A 22,442-nucleotide genomic window follows, 5' to 3' on the forward strand; every position below is an offset into this window, starting at 1 on the left:
ACGCGCCGTCGCTTATGACGGGCTTTACATCAGAGGATTGTGATAAGATAGGTGAGAAATGTGGCGCAGTATTGCGCACTCAGTTTGGCGGCTGCGCCTTTGTAAAGGATGAATGATTTTGTCAGTATTTTTAGGAATAGATATAGGAACAACAGCGATCAAGTTAGGTGTGATACAAGAGAACGAATTGCTTTATGCAAGCGATTTGCCTATTCAAACTTATGGGAATGATCGGATCAAGTATCAAAAAGGGGAAGAATTGCTGTCAATTTTGCAAAGCGGTCTTTTGGCGATTCCCGCTTGGATTCGGAGGCAGGTTGATACGATCAGTTTCAGCACCGCCATGCATAGTCTAATGCCTGATGACGGAAAAAAACAGATTTTTTTATGGTCAGACCTGCAAGCTTCAAAAGTTATTGCCCGTTTTCGAGAGACAGATGAAGCAGCTCGCTTCTATTCTCTATCCGGGACACCCATCCATGCCATGTCTCCATTTGCTAAATTGCTGTACTTTAAAGAAATGAACCTGTATCCTGCGGAGATTCATTGGTATGGACTGAAGGAACTGGTCATGGATTACTTTACAGGGAAACCCATTATTGATTATGCTACAGCATCGGCCACGGGTCTATTCGATTTACGAGAAAAGCAATGGAGCAAAGAGATCTTGGCATATCTTGGTCTTAAAAGAGATCAGCTTGCGACATTGGCAGATACGACAGAGTCATTTGAGATGGTGACGAGCAAGCGGGAGCTATTCGATTTTTCATCCACCATTCGCGTAGTTGTCGGCGCAAGCGATGGGACCTTGGCTGCGTATGCCAGTTATTATGCTACTGGAAGAACTGCAAGCTTGACGATCGGTACCAGTGCGGCGGTCCGTCAGATCACTAAAAAGATATATTTGGATAAAAAAAAGCAAAATTTTTGTTATTACTTAAATGAAGAGGTGTTCGTGAGCGGCGCGCCTTCCAATAATGGCGGGATTGTTTTGGCTTGGGCCGCAGATCAGTTGGCAAAAGATCCTAAGACTTTTTTCGAAATGCTGCCGCAACTGTTAGAGTTGACGGAGCCTGGCGCGAAAGGTCTGCGTTTTTGGCCTTTCTTGAATGGTGAGCGGGCACCCTATTGGAGCAATGACATAAAAGGCGGATTTTACGATTTGACGTTGCAGCACACTAAACGAGAAATGCTGCGAAGTGTGATCGAAGGAATGTTAATGAACGTTCGTCAACTAATCGATTTAGTAGCACCTGGAGAAGAGTTATCCGTAAGCGGCGGTTTTTTTCAAACCTCGGTTTTGGGACAATTAGCCGCAGACATTTTTGGGACAACCTGTTACTATGCGCAAGAAAACGAACCTATTTTTGGGTTGTACTATTTGTTAGAAGAGCCTGAGCTACTGATTGAAGAGAGTCAGCAAATCTTCTATCCTGACTCGAAAAACCACGATATTTATCGACAGCTCGCTCAGACCTATTTTCTTTAGTCTGTAGCCGTAAACTCTTGGACGATGTATTCCATCAGCAACAATAATTTACCAAAAAAACTGTTGTATTTGATATTTTGGCTGTCCATCGGGCGTTCATCTGCAACTTCAAAAATAATAGAGGCAGCTTCTGTCCCACGAGAGTGACTATTTCCTGTAAATAAAATGGTTGGAATGTTGTGTTCGCTGGAAAAGTGCATTTTTTCTATTACCTTTTGAGTCTCCCCAGATTTGGAGATCACGATCAGCATATTGATATTTTCGGCATTGTTGTTAATGATGCCGGATGAATCTGCTGCGTTAACAAAAAGTGTTTTTATCCCATTCACTAGTAGTTTTTTATAGAGATACTCAGCGATGATACTCGAAAAACCGGTGGCGTAGATCGTAATGAATTTCTCCTGATTTTTTCGATAAATTTGTTTCATATCCTGGATGGAAGGGGCGAGTTTATCAGTAGGAATTGAGATATCGACCGTTGCTTCAACAAACTGATTTTGTGGTCGGTATTGATTTTTTAAAAAGAAAAACAATTCTAAATATCCGGAAAAATCTAATTTCTGTGCCAGTCGCACGATTGTCGCTGGGGATGTATACAGTGTTGCAGCAATCTTTCTTAAAGAGACTCCGTCGAGCTCATGGACGTGATTGGCTAAATAAGTCAAAATCGCTCGATCGTTGTCAGATAATTGTTTTCCTTTTGTAACCAATTCTAAATCCATTCTTGTACCTCCTAAATTGAAAAACAAACGCTTCCTTTTGTATTATACACTAAGGATCGTAAAAAAATGTGGAGCAGAATCATTCGAATTCAACTGCTTTATTTTCGCTGCCGCAATGAGAAAATTTTCAAAATATTTGGTTTAGAAAAAAGCAGTATTTACACTCCCGTTAATGGAGAAGAGTTGGTAAGAAAGCCTGCGGATGTCTTTAGTCCGGTGGTTCCATAAGGTCAGTGACTAAAATTCGGTGAGCCGAGGCGATTTTGAAGTAAAAGGGAAGAAATTTATGTTTCAGAAGCTTTCTTGATAGGGAGCTTTTTTAGTATCTTTAATTGTCTAATCAAATATATGTTGCCATAGAAAGTCGAATTAATTTATAAAGTTGACACTATAGTCTAATTAGACTATAGTAAGCTAAATAGAAATTGAGGTGCAGAAAATGAAATCCATTTTATTAATTGGACAATCAAATATGGCTGGTCGCGGGTACGTAAAGGATGTACCCGCAATCTATAACGAAAATATCCAAATGTTGCGTAATGGGCGGTGGCAAATGATGGCAGAGCCCATTCATTTTGATCGTGAGGTAGCAGGTATTGGACCGGCGGCTTCGTTTGCAGCTGCTTGGTCACTGGATCATCCAGATGAAAAATTAGGATTGATCCCTTGTGCAGAGGGCGGCAGTTCCATCGATGAGTGGGCTGAAGATCAGATTTTGACGCGTCATGCGTTGTCAGAAGCAAAATTTGCGATGGAATCCAGTGAATTGATTGGGATCTTGTGGCATCAAGGCGAGAATGATAGTCTGAATGGTCTCTACAAAGAGTATGCGCAGAAATTGAAGGCTGTTTTAGCTCATTTTCGGCAAGAACTTGGATTGCCTATGTTACCAATCATTGTTGGTGAACTGCCGAATTTTCTTGGCAAAAGCGGCTTTGGATTGAGCGCGACGGAATTTAAGGAAATCAATCAGGAGATGAAGAAAGCCGTAAGTGAAATAGATAATTGCTATATCGTCAGTGCTGACAAGTTAAAAGCCAATTTAGACGGTATCCACATAAGTGCTGAATCACAACGACAGTTCGGTATTCGGTATTACGAAGCCTTTGACAAGCAAATGGATATCCAACATTCGTTAAACACTGAAGACGAAACACTAAGTAAAATTTATGGTCGAGAAACCACGAAAAATGAAAAAATTTATTTATTAAGTCGTGATTTTGCTCTTGGAGAAATAACGTATCAAATATTTATCGAAAGGTTCACTGAGCTCTCAAACGAATCATAGGGGGGAGACGAATGATACCACTGTTGATTTTAGGACTGTTGCAAGAAATGCCGGAATCTTATGGCTATGAATTATTGGCTGAGATGAAGGCCAATTATTTTCAATATTTTGTTCGATTTACAAAAGGTTCCTTCTATTACAATATCCAACAACTTGAAGAGAAACGAATGATCGAAAAAGTGCAGTCTACGGAACGACCTGAAGAAAAAGAAAAGAATCGATATGTGCTGACAGAATTAGGTAAGAATGAATTCAAGCGACTATTTTATAAATACGGGAGTAAAAGTGAACCAATCACTTTTCCCTTTTATACGTCCATGCTTTTTGCGAACCAACGTCGTCCCGACGAGATCCAACAATTGCTGCAAACACAAATTCAGCAAACAAAAGAAAAAATTCGTTTAATCGACGACGCCCTAAGTTCTTCGAAGCAATTGCATTCTAATTTTGCTAAAATGATGGAAAACTCTAAGCGTCACCACGAAGTCAATCTAGAATGGTTTCAGGAACAACTGGTTGATTCTCTAAAGAAACCATCAGAATAATCAAACAGCCGAACACCTATTTCCTAACGTCTTTGACAGAAGGATAGTTGTTCGGCTGTTTAGTTAATTGTCTTACTTTATTTGTGACTACATTTCGCGCGTCTTTTGATTTTGTTGAGTGATTTCTTGCAAAAGTTCAATTTGCAGTTGCTGTAATTCAATAAGATGCTGCCATTTCGATGCCATTAAATAATCGATTTTTTCATGGAGAAGGTGAATCTCCACTTCAGATTTAACATTTACTTCATAATCATTGTCTGCTTCTACTCGATCACGGTCAGTTTGTCGATTTTGGCTCATTAGGATGATTGGCGCTTGAATAGCTGCCAGACAAGATAAGGCTAAGTTCAATAAAATATAAGGAAACTTGTCAAAAGGTTCAAAAAACAGAGGAAGTGTGTTTAGCGCGATCCAAGCTGCTAGAACAACGATGAAAAGAATAATAAATGTCCAGCTTCCGCCAAATTTTGCGATGCCATCCGCGACTCTTTGCCCGAAAGTTTCCTTTGTTTTTAAGGCATCATTAACGTTTTTGATGTGTACTTGCTGCGTCCGGATTTTATGTTTCAACTCATGGTCAAGCTGTTTTGAAGTGGAAACCTCATTTTTTAATTGTTCATTAAGGGATTGAAAACGATAATTCAACAAGCTTAAATAAGAAATCGATGTTTGCGAGGTCAGAGTGGGCTCCTTCTTGAGAATAAATGTCTGAAGTTCCTTTTCCAGCTCGGAAATCTTATAGTGTTGATCGGATGGATTGTCAGTCATAAGAATCACCTGCTTTTTTCAAAATCATAGCACGAGTCACAACTTATTGAGTGATAGATGCTTGAAAAACTTTTGGCTGACCAATCAATTAGGATGTAGGATCAAAAAAAGAGGAATTATAAACAAAAAGAATCCTAAGAAAACACAGAGAAGATACGTCTCGTGAAGTGCTCCCTGTCAAGTAGACAGCCAAAAAACAAAAATTATACTATTCAGGAATCGAGTGACTCGATTCCTGTTTTTATGCGGCTTGCCTTCTGAATTCGTTTGGTGAAAGCTCATTTAACGCTTCAGAGTAGCGATAATTATTGTAGTACCGCATATAACTACTGACAGATTTCTTTAGTTCATCAAAGCTTTGATAGCTTTCTTGATAGAATTTTTCTTCTTTAAATGTTCCCCAAAAATGTTCGATCGGTTGATTGTCCAGGCAGCGACCGACTCGAGACATACTTTTGGTGAATTTATAGTTTACTTGGAGTGCTTTGTAATCATAAGAGGTGTATTGAAACCCGCGATCACTATGAAGCAGCGGTCTGACGCCAGGATTCTTACGCATGGCTTTTTTTACAGTATCCATGACAAGTGGATTATTATTGGAATGACCGAGCTTCCAAGAAACGATCGAGTGATCATAAAGATCGATGATCGCACTCAAATAAGCCTTTCGGCCATTGCCGTATCTCAATTCAGTAATATCCGTACACCATTTTTGATTGGGCTTTTCAGCGATAAATTTGCGGTTTAACCTGTTTTCTGCAACGTTAGCTTCCGTTGCTTTTACATAGGTCGGACGCTTTTTCTTGATCACTGCTTTAATCCCAAGTACTTTCATTAGGCGGTAATAACGTTTCTTAGAATAGTTTTTCTTGAATGTTCGATTCAGTTGAATACGAATTTGCCGATACCCGATAGCGCCTTTTTTACTGTCATATTTCTTCTGGATCTCTTTTGCCAGTTTTCTGTTTTCAAGTTCTTTTTTTGAGGGTTTCCACTTCAACCATTTATAGTAAGAAGAGCGTGCGATCCCAGCCAATTGACAGAGATTCGTGATTGAATAGTGCTTCTCTTCATGCAGTTCTGAAATCGTTTGATAGAGTTCCACGTTTCTTACGAACGTGAGGACCGGTTTCGCCGTTGAATCTCTTGTAACTTTTTTGCGAAGTCGTTCTCCATTTCTAAATGCTTGTTTCGTGCTTCCAGTTCTTTTACTCTTAATTTCAACCGCTCTTCTTCGGTTAAGAACTCGCTTGATTTGTTTCGTCCACGATTGTCTTTTAGTGCTTCTTCTCCGTGTTGCTGGTATTTCTTTACCCAAGAGTACACTTGTTGGTAAGAGACATCATATTTTTCGATCGCCTGTGCGTAGTTCAGTTCATTAGCGATTGTATATTGAGCGATCTCGATACGCTCTTGATAGGTGGTTTTACGTCCTTTTTTCATGGTTTTGGGTACACTGCCTTTACTTGTTGATTTTAGTGTTTCCCCATTAGTATAGCGTGAAACCCATCTTCTTAACACAGAGGTCGAAGAAATTTGAAAAAACGTCGTTGCTCGATAGAGAGACATTTCTTCATTTATGACAGCCAAAACAGCCTCCTGCTTTTGTCCACTATCGTACTGATTCCACGTTGTTGCTTCTTTTAGTCCCTCGATTCCGTCATCATTATATTTACGAATCCAATTGTTTATCGTCGTCCAAGAAAGGGAATGCTTCTTAGCGACACTGTTCACACTACGACGTTTATCCATCACTTCTGAAATAATTTGAAATTTTTCTTCTGGAGAATAAATACTTCTCTTTGACATACAAAAACTCCCTATAAAGTAGACTTGGATTTTTGTTTTTTCCTTGTCTACTTTATAGGGAGCGTATCATCGTGAATTTTCTTTTCTTTTTTTTAAGTTGTTGGTTGGTAATCTTATCTTATAAGCATTCTCTTTTTGTTATACTGAAAGAGGGGTGATTGTGATGGATCACTTGAAAAATATCTGTTGCTTTGCACCCATATTGGTGTATGTGACACAGGAAGTTGAAGGAAAAGTGAATACACTCTGTTTAGAGCTGGTCACGCTTGCGGCAAAGGGTTGGGGTGTGAGCGAGCTGTATGAGTATGCCTTAAAATACGGAAGTGCTATTGACGGAACAGAGATGGTGCTGTCAGCAGATTCGACAGGAATAGTACTCATCTTTCGGCCAGAAAGAAAGAAACAGTATTTAGAAGAAGCCAGCAGTATCTATTTTTGAGTTCTTTTTTTAAAATAATCGATCGAACATATTCGGACCAACGCCGAATCAACAAAATGAGTAAAGGGACTAATTGAGTAGTCCTTTTTTTAGTTATCTAAATGTAAAAGTATTCTACTTCCCACAGGAATCAGGAAACCGTAAAAACGAGCAGGCGATGTCTATGACGAACCTACAAATAGTTCAAATCGCTTTTCAAATGAAAAGAAATAGCGATAAATACTTTACATTTGAAAAGTAGAAATGATAATTGCTTTCTATTTGTTAAGTCAATTGTATAAATTGAAAGAATGTGAAAGGGCTATGAAGTCTACAGGTTTCTTCAAAAATTCTTAAAATAGTAGAAATTATGGCAACAAAATCATTTTTAGTTTACACTGAGTGAATGATAGAACAATAGATAGAAATCAACGAACCTCTATGAATTTTTGTAAGGGGAAAGATTGATTTTTTATGGTGAAGAGAGGCTGTTTCTATGAAAGTATTCAAACGTGTCTTATTAGGTGTTTTAGGTGTTTTATTGATTTTTGAGTGTTACCTCATTTTTTCCTTTGTTCAGGGATATGAATCAACAAAGCATCATCAAGCAAAGGATAACATTCATTTTAATGGGGAAGAGGCACCGGACCAGAATGATTTGAATATCTTGATCATAGGAACTGACTCGCGTGGGGAAGATCGCGGACGGTCGGATTCCTTAATGATCGCCCATTATGATCAGAAGAAGCAACAACCAAAGCTCGTATCCATCATGCGAGACAGCTATGTCGATATCCCTGGTCATGGGAAAGATAAGATAAATGCGGCTTATTCCTACGGCGGCATTGAGCTAGTTCGAAAAACGCTGAAAGAAAATTTCGATATGCCGATCGAGTACTACGTCACGATTGATTTCGATCATTTTAAAGAAGCGATTGATAGTCTTTTTCCAAAGGGTGTAACGATTGACGCGGAGAAAGATTTGGATTTAGACCAAGTATTCATTAAAGCAGGCAAGCAAAAAATGGATGGCAATACACTGTTGCAATACTCCCGTTTTCGCGAGGATGAGGAAAGTGATTTTGGTCGAATCCGCAGACAGCAGCAAGTGATTTCCGCAATTTCTCAACAGGTGACTGATGTTACTTCGTTAAGTAAGCTGCCGAAAACCACAGGGAAGCTGCTAGGTTATGTCGATACGAATCTACCTGAAAGTACCATTCTTAGTGTGGGAAAAGATTTTGCATTAGGAAATACGGAAAAGGTTGAAACACTGGCTGTCCCGATTGACAAATCATGGGAATTCAATAATGATACTCCAAGTGGCAGTGTTTTAGAGCTGGATACGGAAGCAAATGCAAAAGCTATCAAAAAGTTTTTGACTGAATAAAGTATATATAGTAAGAATTTTAAAACCAACGGTCATGCTGTTGGTTTTTTTGCGTATGGATGTAACTGGAAAAAATTTGAGAAGATTGGTTCAAATAGTCCAAGTTGAGTATCATGAATTTTCGTTTTTTAGACAAAATCTAAGATTTGTTTATTCACACTTTTCAATAACAGTGTTTATAATGGTTCTCGAGAGGAATGAGTAAACTATGAATCACGTTACACGGATCGTTTCTTTTGCAGGTGTTGCCGCAGGGTTGCTTCTATTTAGTGGTGCTGTTTCCGCCGATACGATGGGGTCAGAGCAACACACTGCAAGGGACACGACAGAGACAACAAGTACTCCGTCTACTGAAGATCTGGCAAAGAACCAAGCAGCGATCGAAGAAGCGATAAAGGCAGCCCAACAGCAATTTGAGGTGCGGCAAAAGCAGATCGCTCAGGATCTCGCTGATGCTCAGCAACGGGCTGGAAAACGACATCAAGAGAATCACACTGATTTTGAAAACCTCCAAGATCAACTCGATCAACACCATGCCGATGTTCAAAAACATGTGAAGGAAGTAAACGACCAAATACAAAAGGACCATGGAAACATTGAGAATCAATGGTCACAAGCCCAAAAACGCTTAGATCAGGCGAGGGCAGAATGGCAGCAAAAAGTTGCGGATGCTGAGAAATTACAACAACAATTAGATGCGGATCGAGCAGCTATTGAAAAGAATAGTGCAGCGGTAAAAAATGGTGCGCAGGATCTGAAAGGACAGCTGACAGAAGGTGCGAACCAAGCACAAGCAACCATTTCTGATGCAAAAAATCGTATGAAAGATGTGAAAGACTCCGTCGATCGAATAAAATCGATCATTGATTCTGCCGGAAACGATCTTTCTGCTGCTAATACAAAGGCCATCGCTCCTTCTACAGCGTCAACTGCACAAGCAGCCACGAGTACTGCCGCAAAGGAAAAGCAGCCGACACAACAAAAAGAATACCCTAGGACAAATGATCAATCGAATGTTCTTCTTTCTTTAGTGGGAATCGGACTGGTTAGTAGCAGCACTTTCGGATGGTATGTTATCCGTCGCAGACAGTGATCATATTGGATCTTAAAGGAACGACCGAATGTAAAGTCATTCCGAAAAATACTTAACAAATGTAAAGTCAGAAGCCTTTAAACTTTCAATATGTAAAGTTTTAAGGCTTTTGGCTTTTTATATGAAAGCGACGTTTTTTAGTGTTGAAGCTCATAGGTAGGAGATAGTCGTTAAAATTTTTTTCTATGAATATCTTTAGTAATGAGTCAAATGCTTCAAATACTGTCAATTGTGGTAAAATACCTGTGTTACTAAAAGCAGAAAGAGGGACATAATGACACACTCTACATCCGCATATATCCACATTCCATTTTGCGAACACATATGCTACTACTGTGACTGTACTCTTTCGTTATTTTAAATCAAGAAGTAGAATTATATTAAAAGAACAGATAGATGAAGTAAAACCACTTTAATAGAGTGGTTTTTATTTATATAAAAAAACGATAGATGATAACTGATTGATTTGAAATTATGCCTGTAATTTAAGAATGATATGTACTTAATTATACATGCTTTTATAAAAATGGTATGGAAAATCGGTATGGTTTTAAAGAATATAAATTACGAAAGGAAAGATACATGGAACATTTTATTTTAGAGTAAAGTTTCCATTTTCGTTATCTTAAGTATTTAACACAAGAAAAATTTCTATCTAATTCCATTCAAAATTGTTAGGAGAACAAGTTGATAAAAATCAGAAATCCTACGAAAAAATCTTTAAGGATTAATAGATAAAACTTGAAAGGAGAACCAATGAAAATCAATAGAATAAGTAACTGGCGAGTAGTCATGGTCTTAACACTGATCATTCAACTACTCGCTTTTTGTGTTTTATCACTGGTCGCTCATGCCGATGTGAATCATCCCGAACAAGTATCTGTAGTATACGATACTGGAGTGAATTATCGAATGCGAGGGAAAAAGGCAAACGGTGAAAATTTTGAAACTATTTCGTCCCCATTGTTCGCTGTATCGGGAAATAGTCGTACACCTCTGTTTTGTGTTGAGCCTGGAGTTCCAATCTATGGACCCAATAGTGTTGGATTCGTAAAAAATCCACTTCCTAATATGTCGCAAAAGGCAAAACTGATTGCTGCTCTTTGGAGTGAAGCTGGGAACAATGCTGATACTCGTATGGCGGCACAAACGATGATTTGGAATGAAGTAAACAACTATTCGATTACTGAGAGTACCAACTTATCTAATAATCAATCAATTGATTTAACTGGAATCAAAAACAGGATCAACGAAGTCATTGCGAACTATCAGAAAAAACCAAGTTTCGACAATTCCAGTGTGAATATTGTTCTTGGAAAATCCGCGACATTAAATGATCAAAATAGTAGTAAGCTATCCAGCTTTGATCGGTTAGTAAAAAACACTGCTAATGTGGATTATAAGATCAGTGGCAACCAACTGATTATTACACCAAAGGCAGACTCAAAAGTAAGTGGAGAGTTAGTTTTTGAAAAATCCACTCACGCTGGAACTCCTGTCGCTTACAAAAAAGCAGGAGAACAAACGGTGATGGCCGGTGCGATTGACCAAACAAATAAATACACAGTAAAAATCAACATTGAAAAGAATGGAAACTTGAAGATCGTGAAACGAGACAAGGAATCTGGCGATGTAGTTCCCAACACGGTCTTCAATATAGATTTCCAAGGGAAACACCCAAATAAAGAAATAATCACAGGACAGGACGGTTCAGGCACCTTAACTGGTGTCCCTCATGGCATTGAAGCAATCGTAACGGAAAAATCTGTCCCTGCACCTTACATCATTGATAAAACACCAATGAAGGCTGTGATTATAGCTGGACAGACTATCGAGGTTACTTCTAAAAATAATCGTGCGAAGGGACAGATCCTTCTTGATAAAGTAGGACAAGAAACAGGCATCACTCCTTGGAATGAGCACTATTCTTTAGCGGGTAATCAATTCGAAATTCGTAAAGATTCTCCGACAGGTTCAATCGTTCAGACGATTTTGACTAACGATAAAGGACATGCAGAAACAACAAAATCATTAGAGCTGGGAACTTATTTTGTCGTAGAGAACAAAGCAAGTAATGGATTCGTGAATACGTTTAAGCCTATCAAGGTTGAATTAACCTACAAAAATCAAACAATCCCATTAATAGTTGAATCTGTCAAAGGATCGAATCAAGAGATCACTGGCGAGACCACGTTGACTAAAATCGACAAAGATACTAATGAGGATTCCCAGGGCTCAGCTACTTTTGAAGGTGCCGAATACACACTTTTCTATAACGAGAACATCAGTAATCATAAAAATGGTGATCCTGTTAGGTGGAATGATCCCTTTAAACCAGTATTGCTGAAAGGGACGAAATCAAAGACACCTTTCACAAAAGATGGAATCACTTTGGTAATTGATAAAAATCGTCAAGCGGGAGTCAAACATCTAGCAGTAGGAAAATACTACTGGAAGGAAACAAAGGCGCCTGTTGGTTATTCAGAAGATCAAACTATATACAGTTTTGAAATTAAGAAAAAGGATGACCTGAATGCGATCATCACTGAAAATGTGACCGCGAAGGAACAAGTCATCCGTTTTGGTTTTGATTTCTTCAAGTTTGCCAATTCTAGTAATGGTTCAGCAAGCAGCGGCTTCAACGATCTTGAATTTAAACTAACTCCATTAGAAGGAACGAAGCCAATTACCGGTGCCGAAGATACTGCCAAAACAAAATATCATGAGGGATTAGGCTTTGATGGCTATGGTAAGTTTTCAAATATTCCAATTGGTGATTATTTACTTGAAGAAGTGGAAGCACCTAAAGGTTTTCAAAAGATCCAACCAATTGAAATCCACAGTCGTTTTGAAGAGAACAAAGAGGACTACAAGAAAAGTCAATATGTCTTCACACTAACGGAAGTTGATCAAAAAGAACCTATCAAAACGGTCAAAGTTCCTTATAGTAAGCTCACCAATCAAACTTTTTCAGTCAGTCTGAATCGCTTGATGCTATATGACTTGCCCGAAGAAAAAAATGAACTGATCTCATTGGCTACTTGGATCAATGAAGAAAAAGTATTGAAGGATTCTTCTAAAGGGAAAATCCTTGATACAGTTAGCTACAAATTGAACGAAACGAGGGATGATTGGTATCTTGTTTCCCAAGTGGTTGATGTAGCAGTTACTAAGGCGGCTTTGGAAAAAGATAAAGATGCGAAACCAGTCGTTTTAGAAGAAAATGCAACCACACAAGAGAATCAGAAAAAGACTGGATACTGGGAAATCGAACAAGAAGTTGATCCGATGAAGCTAAACGATAAAACATTGGTTCTGTTCAATTCACTTTATGAAAGTGAAAAAGCGTATAAAGATGGTGATGAACCGATTGCTATTGATAACAACCTTGAAAATCAAGCACAAACTCTTAAAGTGAAAATCGAAAATTTTGTAGGCATCAAAACTAAAGCTCATTTAGAAGGTAAGGATGACTCATTTACCCATGGTGATGTTTTGGAAATGTACGATGATGTTGAAATCAGACATAGTGAGATCGATGGGAAGAAAGAAGCATTCGAAACAATTCTAGTCGCGCTTTTCCCTAGCGGTGAAAAAGAAGAGATTTGGAAATCAGGTCTGATTGATTATGTAGTTGATGACGAAATCTTCACTAAGACAATCATTTCAGAAAAAGTTGATACCGGAAAATATCCAGAAGGAACATCCTTTACTTTCAAAGAGATCAATTACGATGAGGAAAAAGAGATTAATGCAACCCATAATGAGGAGTTGGATGAGAAGAGCCAAACCTTGTATCCCTTAGAAAAGCCAGAAGTTCCTGAAAAACCAGTCATACCTGAAACGCCAGAGGAACCTGAAAAATCGGTAGAATCTTCAGAACTGAAAGAAACAACAACGAGTAAAGTACCAGAAGTTTCTCCTTCTGAAACTCCTTCAGAACCAGCTGAGAAGAGTTTTCCTCAAACTGGTGAAAAGGTGAATCCTGTTTTAATCGTTATCGGAGCAATTCTGCTTTCTGCCGCAGGCGTAATCCTATTTATTCGCAGAAGTTCAAATGACTAACTAGTTTGCCAAAAGGGTATTGGATTTTAAGTACAATCATTTAAAAATTCTTCTTTCAGGAGGAAATTTGTGACTAGATTATACGAAATCGAGTTTGAAGATAGCATCAGAGTCAAACATGAGCTGAAATTAATCTTTAAAAAAGAGATAGATGTTTTAGATGTGGCTCAAAAAGCCCTGTTGCTGTCTGCGTATCAAATTGAAGAGCGAAGGACCATCGTAAATAAAATACTCAATGAACGGAAACCCATAGAAGTGACAGAAAATGAGTTTTTATGGGCTTATTTTTCGTCGGAACAAACACTACGGAAAGAAATTATTTTCCGTAGTTTCATTATCAAAAAATTGGTTTATCAAAATAATAAGACCAAACTTATTGTTGGGCTGACTTACGAAAAGTCACGACAATGGTTTGACTAAAAATAAAGTGAGGTAAAAAAATGGATTTAAAACAGATTGTACCAAACATGGAAAAAACATTCGGTTCGTTGGAATTTGCTGGGGAGGCATCCGTAGAAACCAGACGTGAAGATGGCAAAATGAAAGTATTGTCTCGAACCTATCACCTTTATTCATCCGTCCAAAAAGCGGATCAAGTGATGGTTACGATTCCTGCGATTGCCGGAGAAATCGAGCTGGATTATGAAACAAAAGTTAAGTTGGTCGAACCAAAGCTTTCAGCCGAAGGATATGCCATTGGCGAGAGCGGATTTACAAATTATGTATTAACAGCGGATAGTATTGTAAAAGCCTAGAGGAAAGAAGGAATAGTATGAGATTAGCAGAAGGTATCATTGTTGATAATGAAAAAACGTTTGGAGTGCTAAAATTTTCGGCTCTTCGTCGGGAAGTTTTTGAAAGAGATTCAGATGGGGAATTGACTGAAAAAGTGAAGGAACGGACGTATGATTTAAAAAGTTCCGGTCAGAAGCAAATGATCCAAGTAAGTGTGCCAGCAAGCAAAGAATTGAAAGAGTTTGCCTACAATGATGAGGTGGAATTAATTGATCCTGTAGTCGATACAGTCGCTAACCCAACATTTCGTGGAGCCGATGTTGACTGGTATATTAAATGTGCCGATATTATTACCGTAAAGAAATCTCCACAAACAAATCAGCAAGAATCCAATAAAAATCAAAAATAAAATATCGTGATGAAGGGAAAGAGTATAGCCAAAAACTATACTCTTTTTTTGGTGAAATATGAGACAACGAAAGATTATTTGGTTTGATCAATTCTTAGATGACTACAAGCAATACACAAAAACCGAATATCAAATAAGTGAAACGGAAATCCTCGAAAAGTTTGCGGAATTAGAAACCGATGTATTGATTTTTACCATTTCAGTGAAAGAAGAGATGGCGGTTGATGGTCAAGCAAGGTTATTCCGTTTTTATCTTGTCATTGATGATGACCAAGAAGCAATGAAATACGAAGGTTGGGAAGATGTTTGATTGGTTTAAACGTTTAAATCCTTTCCAATATGTCTATCATCGGGGAAACAGGATTCGGCCAAAAGACAAAAATTTGATTCAATTTACATTTTTAAGTTGCCTAACGCCTCTTTTTATTAGTGAAATGTTGATGTTTCATCAGACCCCAATTAAGAAAGTCATTGATGATCCTTTACCCTTATTTGAAAAATTAACTCTGGCGATTCATCAAGTCCATTGGGGGAAATTTATTGGTGTGCTATTTTTTTCAATCATTAGCTGTTCTTTAGTTGGCTATATATTGTTTGCGTCTTTTCCTGATTGGTATCGAAGACTTAGGCATCGTCAAAAAATCGCTACGATGATTTTACAAAATCATTGGTACGAAGTCGAAACGGTTCAAAATGAGGGTTTTTTCAAAGATTTATCTTCTAAGCGTTCGAAAGAAAAAATCTCTTATTTTCCTAAATTTTATTATCAGATGAAACAGGGCTATTTGATAATTTCTGTTGAGATTTCTCTTAATAGTTATCAAGATCAATTGCTTCATTTAGAAAAAAAGTTGGAAAGTGGACTGTATTGTGAACTCGTAGAAAAAGAGTTAAGAGATTCATTTGTCGTATACACATTGCTTTATGATACGATTTCAAATCGAATATCAATTGAAGATGTGTCTGCAAAAGATGGCAGCCTGCGACTAATGAAAGACGTTTATTGGAGCTATGATGAACTGCCTCATATGTTATTGGCCGGAGGAACAGGAGGAGGAAAGTCTTATTTCATTCTGACTTTGATTGAGACCTTGCTGAAGACAAATGCAAAGCTCTATATCTTAGATCCGAAAAATTCTGACTTGGCGGATTTATCAGTAGTGCTTCCTGATGTCTATTATCGAAAAGAGGATATGATTCAAGCTTTAAATGATTTCTACGAAAAAATGATTGATCGCACTGAGACAATGAAACAGATGGATGGATACAAAACGGGTGAAAATTATGCTTATTTAGGATTAGAGCCGCATTTTTTGATATTTGATGAGTATGTCGCATTCATGGATATGATCGGTCGGGAAAGTAGCGAAGTCATGAATAAGATCAAGCAAATCGTGATGTTAGGAAGACAGATGGGCTTTTTTATTATTCTGTCTTGCCAACGACCAGATGCAAAATACTTAGGCGATGGGATTCGTGATCAGTTTATGTTTCGAGTAGCCCTTGGTCGAATGAGTGAGTTGGGTTATGGCATGATGTTCGGTGATACAGATAAGGATTTCTTTCAAAAAAGAATTCGAGGGCGAGGCTATGTAGATTCTGGAACAAGTGTAATCAGTGAGTTTTATACTCCGCTTGTTCCAAGAGGACACGATTTTATTCAAAGCATTAAAAAACTATATGAAGATCGAAACGATGAAATTGAATTAAAGATAGAATAGGAGAAAACAAGATAAAATTTATTGATTTATTCGCAGGTGTCGGTGGATTTCGCTTTGGAATGGAGCGCGCCGGTCATACTTGTGTCGGATATGTTGAATGGGATAAATATGCACGGAAAAGTTATGAAGCAATCCATCAGGTCACAGATGAATGGACACGCCATGACATTACTAAAATTTCTGATGAAGAATGGAAGGAGTTACGTGGAAAAGTTGATATCATTTGTGGAGGATTCCCTTGCCAAAGTTTTAGTATCGCCGGAAAACGAAGAGGTTTTCTGGAAACTAGAGGAACAATGTTTTTCGAAATTGCCCGAGCGGCCAAACAAATCCAACCACGGTTTCTTTTTCTTGAAAACGTCAAGGGGTTACTCAGCCACGATAAAGGGAATACTTTTAGAACAATCCTCTCAACGCTTGATGAATTGGGGTATGATGCAGAATGGTGCGTATGTAACAATAAGTGGTTTGGAATTCCGCAAAACCGAGAGCGTACCTTCATTGTCGCAAGTCTTAGAGGATTCGGTCGATCCGAAATATTTCCTGTCAGAAGAGAAAACAAACAAACTTCTTCAAACGATCTAAAGCGAGTCAATGATGCGGATAAGACTAAAGAATTCGCTGGATTTGATATATCAAATCGATTCTATGATACTTCTGGCATTTCGCCTACGATCACTACACATGAAAAGCCCAAGATCATGGTAGCTGGAAATGTTAATCCTAGTGAGCGTGGAATGAGTGGAAAAGTTTATTACAGTGAAGGACTTTCACCAACTTTAACTGCTGGAACAGGTGAAGGACCAAAAATTCTATTGTCCAAAACAGATTTAGAAAAATTGAATAATGCATTACACGTAAAGACTGTTCTTACTGATAAAGGGGAACGGTCTCTTTTTATTCGAGAAGCTACGAAGAAAGGATTTAGCGAGGCAAAACCAGGTGATAGTGTCAATTTAGCTTTTCCATCATCAAGGAATCGTCGCGGACGTGTAGGAAGACAAGTCTCTAATACGATCGTTACTGGAAATTCTCAAGGCGTCGTGACCAATGATTTACGAATTAGAAAGCTTACTCCAAAGGAATGCTGGAGACTGCAGAGCTTTCCAGATTGGGCTTATGAGCGAGCAGCAAAAGTAGTATCCGCTAGTCAATTATACAAACAAGCTGGCAATAGCGTGGCCCAAGAGGTAGTTTATCAAACTGCTTTACACGCATTCAATTAAAAACAGTAGGTGGTGATGTTAGTGGGTTACGAGGAACTGATAGGTACTCTTTATGATATGGCAAAAGAGACTGAGGATGAAGAGCTGCAAGAACGTTTATATGATTTAGGTTGGACGGTGAAAAAATGTGGTATCCGTGATATAAGTGAAGACCCTGAAGAGGAGATCCATTTTAGTGAATTACTCCGTCGGCTCGAATCTATGGCCGAACAAGCGAAAGAACTTTCAGATAAGATTATGCTAAATGATTTGAAAAATACGTTAGCTTCTGATGGGATAGATGGCTATTTTGGGGGATTTTTCTAATAGTTTTATTATTAAAAAAAAAGGTTTTTTAGGTATAATTGACTCAAAGAGGTGATTGAATGGCTAAGCAGAATCTTTTAGTCATAGGGAATGGATTTGACTTAACTTGTAGATTGAAATCTTCATACACAGATTACTTCAATTCAAAATTTCCGGAAAATTTAAAAAAAAGTCTTGATTCATTGATACCGCTATTTGAAACATTTTATTTTAAATCCGTAGACGATAACGATCTTAATTTTAATGTTTACTCACTTGGGTTAGAAGAGTCGACTCTGTATGGTGTCCCTGATGGAATAAATATTTGGGATTTAATAATTTATTATGGTATAAAGGGTCTTCCTGATAAGTGGAGTGATGTTGAATCGAGAATTTTAGAATTTTTAGTTTATAATCCAGAAATTGATGGACCAAAACAGAATATTCCAAACTTTAGTCAGTTAAAGGGACCAATGCAGTCATCTGATAAGTTATTTGATGGAAAAGAGTATTCTTCTTACTTTTATTCTCAGCTAATTAATTTTGCAGCAGCAAAATTTAAGTTGCCAAATCCTTCGAATTCTAAGGGAATTTTACTTTCCGAGTTAAAGAAATTCGAGGATCATTTCACAAAATATTTGCTAGGATTAACTAATGATGACGGAAGCTATTCCTTTACAAGAAATGCTGATGAACTGTTACATGCGATTGTAAATCAAGCAGCTAGTTCACATACTTCTTCTCAAGCTGTTTTATCCTTTAACTATACCACACCGCTTTCTTCGAGTGAGCTTGCAAATATGCAAATGAATTGGCGGAATATTCATGGACAACTAGCCGATAATAATATAATTTTTGGGATCGATCAAAATAAAATAAAAGTTACTGATGTTGCTTACCAATTTACTAAAACTTATCGACAATTGATTGAGGAAAATGGTGGTACTGACCATTCAAACAGTTTTTTACCAGAAAAAAACAAAATTGGCACAATAATTTTTTACGGACATTCACTTAGTGAAGCGGATTACTCCTATTTCCAATCAATCTTTGATTACTATGATATCTATGGTTCTGAAGTTGAAATTACTTTTTTATACCATGACTACTTAAATGATGGAAACAATTCTCTTCAACAAATACAAGTTTTAAGTGTTAGTGAATTAATGAAAAAATATGGACAGACTATGGGAAATAAAGATCATGGTGAAAATTTGCTTCACAAATTAATCATTGAAAATAGATTGGAGATAAAAAAAATAAAAGTTCCAACAATGATAGATTTAACTTAGCAGTAAAACAAGCAACAGCCGGCAAACGCGCCCCAGCGCGGGTGACGAGCTGTTAGCTTTCTTTTTGGGACGCGCTTGCGCGGCCCAAAAAGTAGAAACCCCCAGTATCTAACTAGGGGGGGAGTAAACACTAAAATTATAACTTAATAATCGCTAAGAAGCTTGATTTAACAAGTCAATTCTTAGAAATCAAGGGTGAGAAAAATTTTTCTATTTTTTCTCATCTTTTTTATTTGGAGGGGAAATATGAACTTTGGAGATTGGTTACGAGAAAAACGAAGTGATTATGGAATCTCACAGCAACATTTAGCAGTGGAAAGTCAGTGCTCTAGGCGATATATCTCCATGATCGAAAACGGGAGCTATGAGCCATCCATAAAAATGCAGGCTGATATTCAAGAGGCGCTTAATCGAATGAATCCTGGTAAAGAGTTAGAACTGGTTTTTGACTATGTTCGCATACGATTCGAGACACATGATGTTCAATATGTGATCGAGAAAATTTTAAAAATAAAAATGAAATATATGATCTACGATGATTACGCCTTTTACGGTTATATCGCAAAATATGTCTTCAGCAACATTCAAGTAATGATTTCACCGGAAGAAGATGATAAGGGAACTCTTATTGAGTTGAAGGGTCAAGGGTGTCGAGAATTTGAAAATATTTTACTCGCTCAGGGTAGAAGTTGGTTTGATTTTTTTGTCAGGTGTGAGAAGGAAAAAGTTTTTTACAAACGAATTGATTTGGCGATAAATGATAATGTCGGTATCCTATCCATCCCTTTTCTTGGCGAAAAGTGTAAGCAAAGAGAATTGATCTCAAAATTTCGCTCATTCCAATCATTGGGGTCAGGCAAGTTCGAAAGTGAAGAGAATGAGTCTTTTGTCGGCAACACATTGTATCTTGGGTCGCTCAAAAGTGACATCTACTTTTGTTTTTACGAAAAGAATATTGAGCAGATGGTCAAAAAAGGTGTCCCCGCCGAAGAGATAGAAATCATCAATCGCTATGAGATTCGTCTGAAAAATGATCGAGCATACAATACTATCCAAGATTTATTAGTTTATCGAGATGTGGAACAAACAGTTTTCAGTATTATCAACACCTATATCGTTTTCTTGGAAGTAGGAAAGACTAAAAAGAAATCTTCTTGGAAAATGGATCGCTCGTGGGAACGTTTTATCGGTCCAGATCGTGGAAAACTGAAATTAACAATGGAACCCAAGCCAATCGAATTGGGCCGAACGTTGTTGTGGTTGCGAAGGCAAGTGGCGCCCACTTTAAAAATGCTGCTGTTGATAGATGAAGAAAATAGTACCAACAGAATAAATGATTTACTAAATGATACGAATTTAACGAAAAAGCACGAAAAAATGATCGAACAACATACCGCGATCCTTCAAGAAATTCTGATGGAAAAGGGGGATTAACTTGCTTTTAGTAAGCTTTGAAGTTAAGGATTATCCTTTTCACTTTAATATCTATTCGTTCGAAAATCATTTGATAGGCATTGAGGAAGATCCAAAGTATTTACAACTATTTGAGATGGAGCAATTCGGCAGCCCTGCCGACTATTTCGATTGGCGAAAGAGTCTTGTAGGGTTTGGTTCGCTTTTAGATGTTCATGGATTACCCATATCAAAGAGTCATGAAAACTTTAATACGTATCATAATTTTTTATCTCAAACAGAAACGGCATTAAAAATGAGAACAAGAAGATGGGGGAATCGATTTAGAAAGTAGATTAACTAAGAGACTAAAGAAAAGCCAGTTTCTTTGTGGAGTTGAGCTTTATATTTATTACCGTTCAATAGGAAAATATACGACACTTTACTTAGAAGGAGAAAAGGATGATTTGTCCCATGAGGTTGTCTACAGTTTTTATAAGATGAAAAGCTATCCGAATGGAAAAACTTATTTTAAGGTTTACTCTGATCGAGTATCATTAACAGTTGCCTTAAAACGAATCGAGTCTTTTTCTCTTTACTTAGAAATTAATCAAAATGCACATCACTTGTTTAATAAGGTATAGATGAAGCAATAAGTGAGACAGCTTTTTTGAAAAAGTTAGAAAGAAGGAGTACACATGAATTTTGGACAAAATTTATTTAATTGGTTCACGTCAAATGCGCAATCGCTAGTTCTGTTGGCCATTGCAGTGATTGGCGTTTATTTAGGATTCAAGCGGGAGTTTTCAAAACTAATTGGATTCTTGATTGTTGCGGCGATCGCCGTTGGATTAGTGTTCAATACCTCCGGTGTTAAAGATGTTTTACTGCAAATCTTTAACACGGTGATCGGCGGTTAGATGTCAGTCAACATAGATGATATGCAAGTGTATATCGCAAATTTAGGAAAATACAATGAGGGAGAACTTCAAGGAGCATGGTTCTCTCTCCCCATCGATTTAGAAGAAGTGGCAGAAAAAATTGGATTAGATGCTGAGTATGAAGAGTACGCTATTCACGATTATGAATTGCCATTCCATATAGATGAATATACTTCAATTGATCATCTAAATGATGTCTATGAAAGAATTCAAGAAATTGACGGAAGTCCCGTTTATGATGAGATTAACGAAATTTTGGGTTATTGGTTCAAAGATATTGAAGAATTATTAGACAATGTAGATGATATTATTTGCTATTCGGATTGCGATTCCATGGAAGATGTAGCAGAACAATATATCGAAGAAACGGGTATATTGAATAGCTTGCCTGAGAATATGCGATACTACTTTGATTATTCGGCGTTGGGCCGAGATATGGAAATCGAAGGAAATTTTTTAGTTACTTCACATGGGGTATTTGAATATAGTGGTTAATTTTGACGGATCGAAATTTGATCCGTCTTTTTTATTAGGAGGAGAAGAATGTATCAATATGTCATTAGTAATCCAGAACGTTTAACAGAAGAAATCAATAATTTGTTGTCTTTCCCATTGCTAAGAGAACAGATAAAAGAAAAACTATTTGAGCGTATCATTTCTGACGCAAAAGAGAACTGTGAGACAGCAACGCCGGAACAACTATTCGACGTGAAAGAATACGGTGTTTGGTTTCATACTGTGAATTATCCTGAATTTCGAATCGGAATCGGTCGGTATGATACATTTGTGATTTATCGTTGCCGTATGGATGATGATCGATTAACTATTCGAATCGAACTGGAGTAGTGAGGAAA

24 protein-coding genes are annotated in these 22,442 nt (G+C 37.6%); 20 read left to right on the plus strand and 4 right to left on the minus strand.

The features are described 5' to 3' along the window. Positions 1 to 112: 112 nt before the first annotated feature. Positions 113 to 1,489, plus strand: coding sequence for a gluconokinase (locus tag I592_RS06155; protein WP_081633624.1), 1,377 nt, complete (start codon positions 113 to 115; stop codon positions 1,487 to 1,489). Here the strand turns inward: I592_RS06155 and I592_RS06160 are convergent. Further along, the gene (locus I592_RS06160; RefSeq protein WP_010781078.1) at positions 1,486 to 2,211 is read right to left on the minus strand and encodes a MurR/RpiR family transcriptional regulator; all 726 of its coding nucleotides are present in this window, start codon (positions 2,209 to 2,211) and stop codon (positions 1,486 to 1,488) included. The two genes, I592_RS06155 and I592_RS06160, sit on opposite strands and share 4 nt — an antisense overlap. 439 nt (positions 2,212 to 2,650) lie before the next feature. Between I592_RS06160 and I592_RS06165 the strand changes: the two genes are divergently transcribed. Together I592_RS06165 and I592_RS06170 are read left to right on the plus strand one after the other, a co-directional pair. Further along, positions 2,651 to 3,499: a sialate O-acetylesterase gene (locus I592_RS06165; RefSeq protein ID WP_010781076.1), complete on the plus strand. Its 849-nt coding sequence runs from the start codon at positions 2,651 to 2,653 to the stop codon at positions 3,497 to 3,499. An 11-nt stretch (positions 3,500 to 3,510) separates the two neighbouring features. Further along, complete coding sequence (locus I592_RS06170) at positions 3,511 to 4,044, plus strand: PadR family transcriptional regulator (RefSeq protein WP_010781075.1); 534 nt, start codon at positions 3,511 to 3,513, stop codon at positions 4,042 to 4,044. A gap of 87 nt (positions 4,045 to 4,131) precedes the next feature. Here I592_RS06170 and I592_RS06175 read toward each other — a convergent pair whose 3' ends face one another. From I592_RS06175 to I592_RS06185, 3 genes are all read right to left on the minus strand, one after another. Next, positions 4,132 to 4,812 (minus strand): DUF1003 domain-containing protein, encoded by a 681-nt coding sequence (locus I592_RS06175; RefSeq protein WP_010781074.1) that lies wholly within the window; start codon positions 4,810 to 4,812, stop codon positions 4,132 to 4,134. 241 nt (positions 4,813 to 5,053) lie between these two features. Beyond that, positions 5,054 to 6,031 (minus strand): IS3 family transposase, encoded by a 978-nt coding sequence (locus tag I592_RS06180; protein ID WP_244265182.1) that lies wholly within the window; start codon positions 6,029 to 6,031, stop codon positions 5,054 to 5,056. Next, positions 5,923 to 6,621 (minus strand): helix-turn-helix domain-containing protein, encoded by a 699-nt coding sequence (locus I592_RS06185; RefSeq protein WP_010781073.1) that lies wholly within the window; start codon positions 6,619 to 6,621, stop codon positions 5,923 to 5,925. The genes I592_RS06180 and I592_RS06185 overlap by 109 nt, the downstream gene beginning before the upstream one ends. A gap of 163 nt (positions 6,622 to 6,784) precedes the next feature. Between I592_RS06185 and I592_RS06190 the strand changes: the two genes are divergently transcribed. The 17 genes from I592_RS06190 (at position 6,785) to I592_RS06270 (ending at position 22,434) form a co-directional block, all read left to right on the plus strand. Beyond that, positions 6,785 to 7,060: a hypothetical protein gene (locus tag I592_RS06190; RefSeq protein ID WP_010781072.1), complete on the plus strand. Its 276-nt coding sequence runs from the start codon at positions 6,785 to 6,787 to the stop codon at positions 7,058 to 7,060. A gap of 475 nt (positions 7,061 to 7,535) precedes the next feature. Then, complete coding sequence (locus tag I592_RS06195) at positions 7,536 to 8,429, plus strand: LCP family protein (protein ID WP_010781071.1); 894 nt, start codon at positions 7,536 to 7,538, stop codon at positions 8,427 to 8,429. Between the two features lie 208 nt (positions 8,430 to 8,637). After that, positions 8,638 to 9,522 carry an LPXTG cell wall anchor domain-containing protein gene (locus I592_RS06200; RefSeq protein WP_010781070.1) on the plus strand — a complete coding sequence of 295 codons (885 nt, stop codon included), beginning with the start codon at positions 8,638 to 8,640 and terminating at the stop codon, positions 9,520 to 9,522. Positions 9,523 to 10,278: 756 nt separating this feature from the next. Next, on the plus strand, positions 10,279 to 13,587 hold the full coding sequence (gene ecbA / locus I592_RS06205; protein WP_010781069.1) for an MSCRAMM family collagen-binding adhesin EcbA: 3,309 nt from the start codon (positions 10,279 to 10,281) through the stop codon (positions 13,585 to 13,587). 69 nt (positions 13,588 to 13,656) lie between these two features. Beyond that, positions 13,657 to 14,007 (plus strand): hypothetical protein, encoded by a 351-nt coding sequence (locus I592_RS06210; protein ID WP_010781068.1) that lies wholly within the window; start codon positions 13,657 to 13,659, stop codon positions 14,005 to 14,007. 20 nt (positions 14,008 to 14,027) lie between these two features. Further along, positions 14,028 to 14,342 (plus strand): YdcP family protein, encoded by a 315-nt coding sequence (locus I592_RS06215; RefSeq protein ID WP_010781067.1) that lies wholly within the window; start codon positions 14,028 to 14,030, stop codon positions 14,340 to 14,342. A gap of 17 nt (positions 14,343 to 14,359) precedes the next feature. Next, complete coding sequence (locus tag I592_RS06220) at positions 14,360 to 14,731, plus strand: YdcP family protein (protein ID WP_010781066.1); 372 nt, start codon at positions 14,360 to 14,362, stop codon at positions 14,729 to 14,731. Between the two features lie 58 nt (positions 14,732 to 14,789). Beyond that, positions 14,790 to 15,041, plus strand: coding sequence for a hypothetical protein (locus I592_RS06225; protein WP_010781065.1), 252 nt, complete (start codon positions 14,790 to 14,792; stop codon positions 15,039 to 15,041). Next, the gene (locus I592_RS06230) at positions 15,034 to 16,452 is read left to right on the plus strand and encodes an FtsK/SpoIIIE domain-containing protein (RefSeq protein WP_010781064.1); all 1,419 of its coding nucleotides are present in this window, start codon (positions 15,034 to 15,036) and stop codon (positions 16,450 to 16,452) included. The genes I592_RS06225 and I592_RS06230 overlap by 8 nt, the downstream gene beginning before the upstream one ends. 11 nt (positions 16,453 to 16,463) lie before the next feature. Next, a complete protein-coding gene (locus tag I592_RS06235; protein WP_044926114.1) occupies positions 16,464 to 17,678 on the plus strand; it encodes a DNA cytosine methyltransferase in 1,215 nt (404 codons plus the stop codon). Positions 17,679 to 17,699: 21 nt separating this feature from the next. Beyond that, positions 17,700 to 17,984 carry a hypothetical protein gene (locus tag I592_RS06240; RefSeq protein WP_044926116.1) on the plus strand — a complete coding sequence of 95 codons (285 nt, stop codon included), beginning with the start codon at positions 17,700 to 17,702 and terminating at the stop codon, positions 17,982 to 17,984. Between the two features lie 59 nt (positions 17,985 to 18,043). Beyond that, positions 18,044 to 19,255 (plus strand): AbiH family protein, encoded by a 1,212-nt coding sequence (locus I592_RS06245; RefSeq protein ID WP_010781061.1) that lies wholly within the window; start codon positions 18,044 to 18,046, stop codon positions 19,253 to 19,255. Positions 19,256 to 19,501: 246 nt separating this feature from the next. After that, positions 19,502 to 20,689, plus strand: coding sequence for an XRE family transcriptional regulator (locus I592_RS06250; protein ID WP_010781060.1), 1,188 nt, complete (start codon positions 19,502 to 19,504; stop codon positions 20,687 to 20,689). A 1-nt stretch (position 20,690) separates the two neighbouring features. After that, the gene (locus I592_RS06255) at positions 20,691 to 21,002 is read left to right on the plus strand and encodes a hypothetical protein (RefSeq protein ID WP_010781059.1); all 312 of its coding nucleotides are present in this window, start codon (positions 20,691 to 20,693) and stop codon (positions 21,000 to 21,002) included. A gap of 343 nt (positions 21,003 to 21,345) precedes the next feature. Then, positions 21,346 to 21,567, plus strand: coding sequence for a hypothetical protein (locus I592_RS06260; RefSeq protein ID WP_010781057.1), 222 nt, complete (start codon positions 21,346 to 21,348; stop codon positions 21,565 to 21,567). Then, positions 21,568 to 22,083 carry an antirestriction protein ArdA gene (locus tag I592_RS06265; RefSeq protein WP_010781056.1) on the plus strand — a complete coding sequence of 172 codons (516 nt, stop codon included), beginning with the start codon at positions 21,568 to 21,570 and terminating at the stop codon, positions 22,081 to 22,083. A 48-nt stretch (positions 22,084 to 22,131) separates the two neighbouring features. Beyond that, positions 22,132 to 22,434, plus strand: a complete 303-nt coding sequence (locus I592_RS06270; protein WP_010781055.1) for a hypothetical protein — start codon at positions 22,132 to 22,134, stop codon at positions 22,432 to 22,434. The last annotated feature ends 8 nt before the right edge of the window (positions 22,435 to 22,442 follow it).

This window comes from Enterococcus gilvus ATCC BAA-350 (genome assembly GCF_000407545.1).
Classification (GTDB): domain Bacteria; phylum Bacillota; class Bacilli; order Lactobacillales; family Enterococcaceae; genus Enterococcus_A; species Enterococcus_A gilvus.

Coding starts and splice junctions, on each gene's coding strand:
- I592_RS06165 (WP_010781076.1), top strand. CDS start 2,651: ATGAAATCCATTTTATTAATTGGACAATCAAATATGGCTGGTCGCGGG.
- I592_RS06155 (WP_081633624.1), top strand. CDS start 113: ATGATTTTGTCAGTATTTTTAGGAATAGATATAGGAACAACAGCGATC.
- I592_RS06170 (WP_010781075.1), top strand. CDS start 3,511: ATGATACCACTGTTGATTTTAGGACTGTTGCAAGAAATGCCGGAATCT.
- I592_RS06175 (WP_010781074.1), bottom strand. CDS start 4,812: ATGACTGACAATCCATCCGATCAACACTATAAGATTTCCGAGCTGGAA.
- I592_RS06265 (WP_010781056.1), top strand. CDS start 21,568: ATGTCAGTCAACATAGATGATATGCAAGTGTATATCGCAAATTTAGGA.
- I592_RS06190 (WP_010781072.1), top strand. CDS start 6,785: ATGGATCACTTGAAAAATATCTGTTGCTTTGCACCCATATTGGTGTAT.
- I592_RS06230 (WP_010781064.1), top strand. CDS start 15,034: ATGTTTGATTGGTTTAAACGTTTAAATCCTTTCCAATATGTCTATCAT.
- I592_RS06245 (WP_010781061.1), top strand. CDS start 18,044: ATGGCTAAGCAGAATCTTTTAGTCATAGGGAATGGATTTGACTTAACT.
- I592_RS06195 (WP_010781071.1), top strand. CDS start 7,536: ATGAAAGTATTCAAACGTGTCTTATTAGGTGTTTTAGGTGTTTTATTG.
- I592_RS06225 (WP_010781065.1), top strand. CDS start 14,790: ATGAGACAACGAAAGATTATTTGGTTTGATCAATTCTTAGATGACTAC.
- I592_RS06160 (WP_010781078.1), bottom strand. CDS start 2,211: ATGGATTTAGAATTGGTTACAAAAGGAAAACAATTATCTGACAACGAT.
- I592_RS06250 (WP_010781060.1), top strand. CDS start 19,502: ATGAACTTTGGAGATTGGTTACGAGAAAAACGAAGTGATTATGGAATC.
- I592_RS06260 (WP_010781057.1), top strand. CDS start 21,346: ATGAATTTTGGACAAAATTTATTTAATTGGTTCACGTCAAATGCGCAA.
- I592_RS06270 (WP_010781055.1), top strand. CDS start 22,132: ATGTATCAATATGTCATTAGTAATCCAGAACGTTTAACAGAAGAAATC.
- I592_RS06220 (WP_010781066.1), top strand. CDS start 14,360: ATGAGATTAGCAGAAGGTATCATTGTTGATAATGAAAAAACGTTTGGA.
- I592_RS06215 (WP_010781067.1), top strand. CDS start 14,028: ATGGATTTAAAACAGATTGTACCAAACATGGAAAAAACATTCGGTTCG.
- I592_RS06200 (WP_010781070.1), top strand. CDS start 8,638: ATGAATCACGTTACACGGATCGTTTCTTTTGCAGGTGTTGCCGCAGGG.
- I592_RS06185 (WP_010781073.1), bottom strand. CDS start 6,621: ATGTCAAAGAGAAGTATTTATTCTCCAGAAGAAAAATTTCAAATTATT.
- ecbA (WP_010781069.1), top strand. CDS start 10,279: ATGAAAATCAATAGAATAAGTAACTGGCGAGTAGTCATGGTCTTAACA.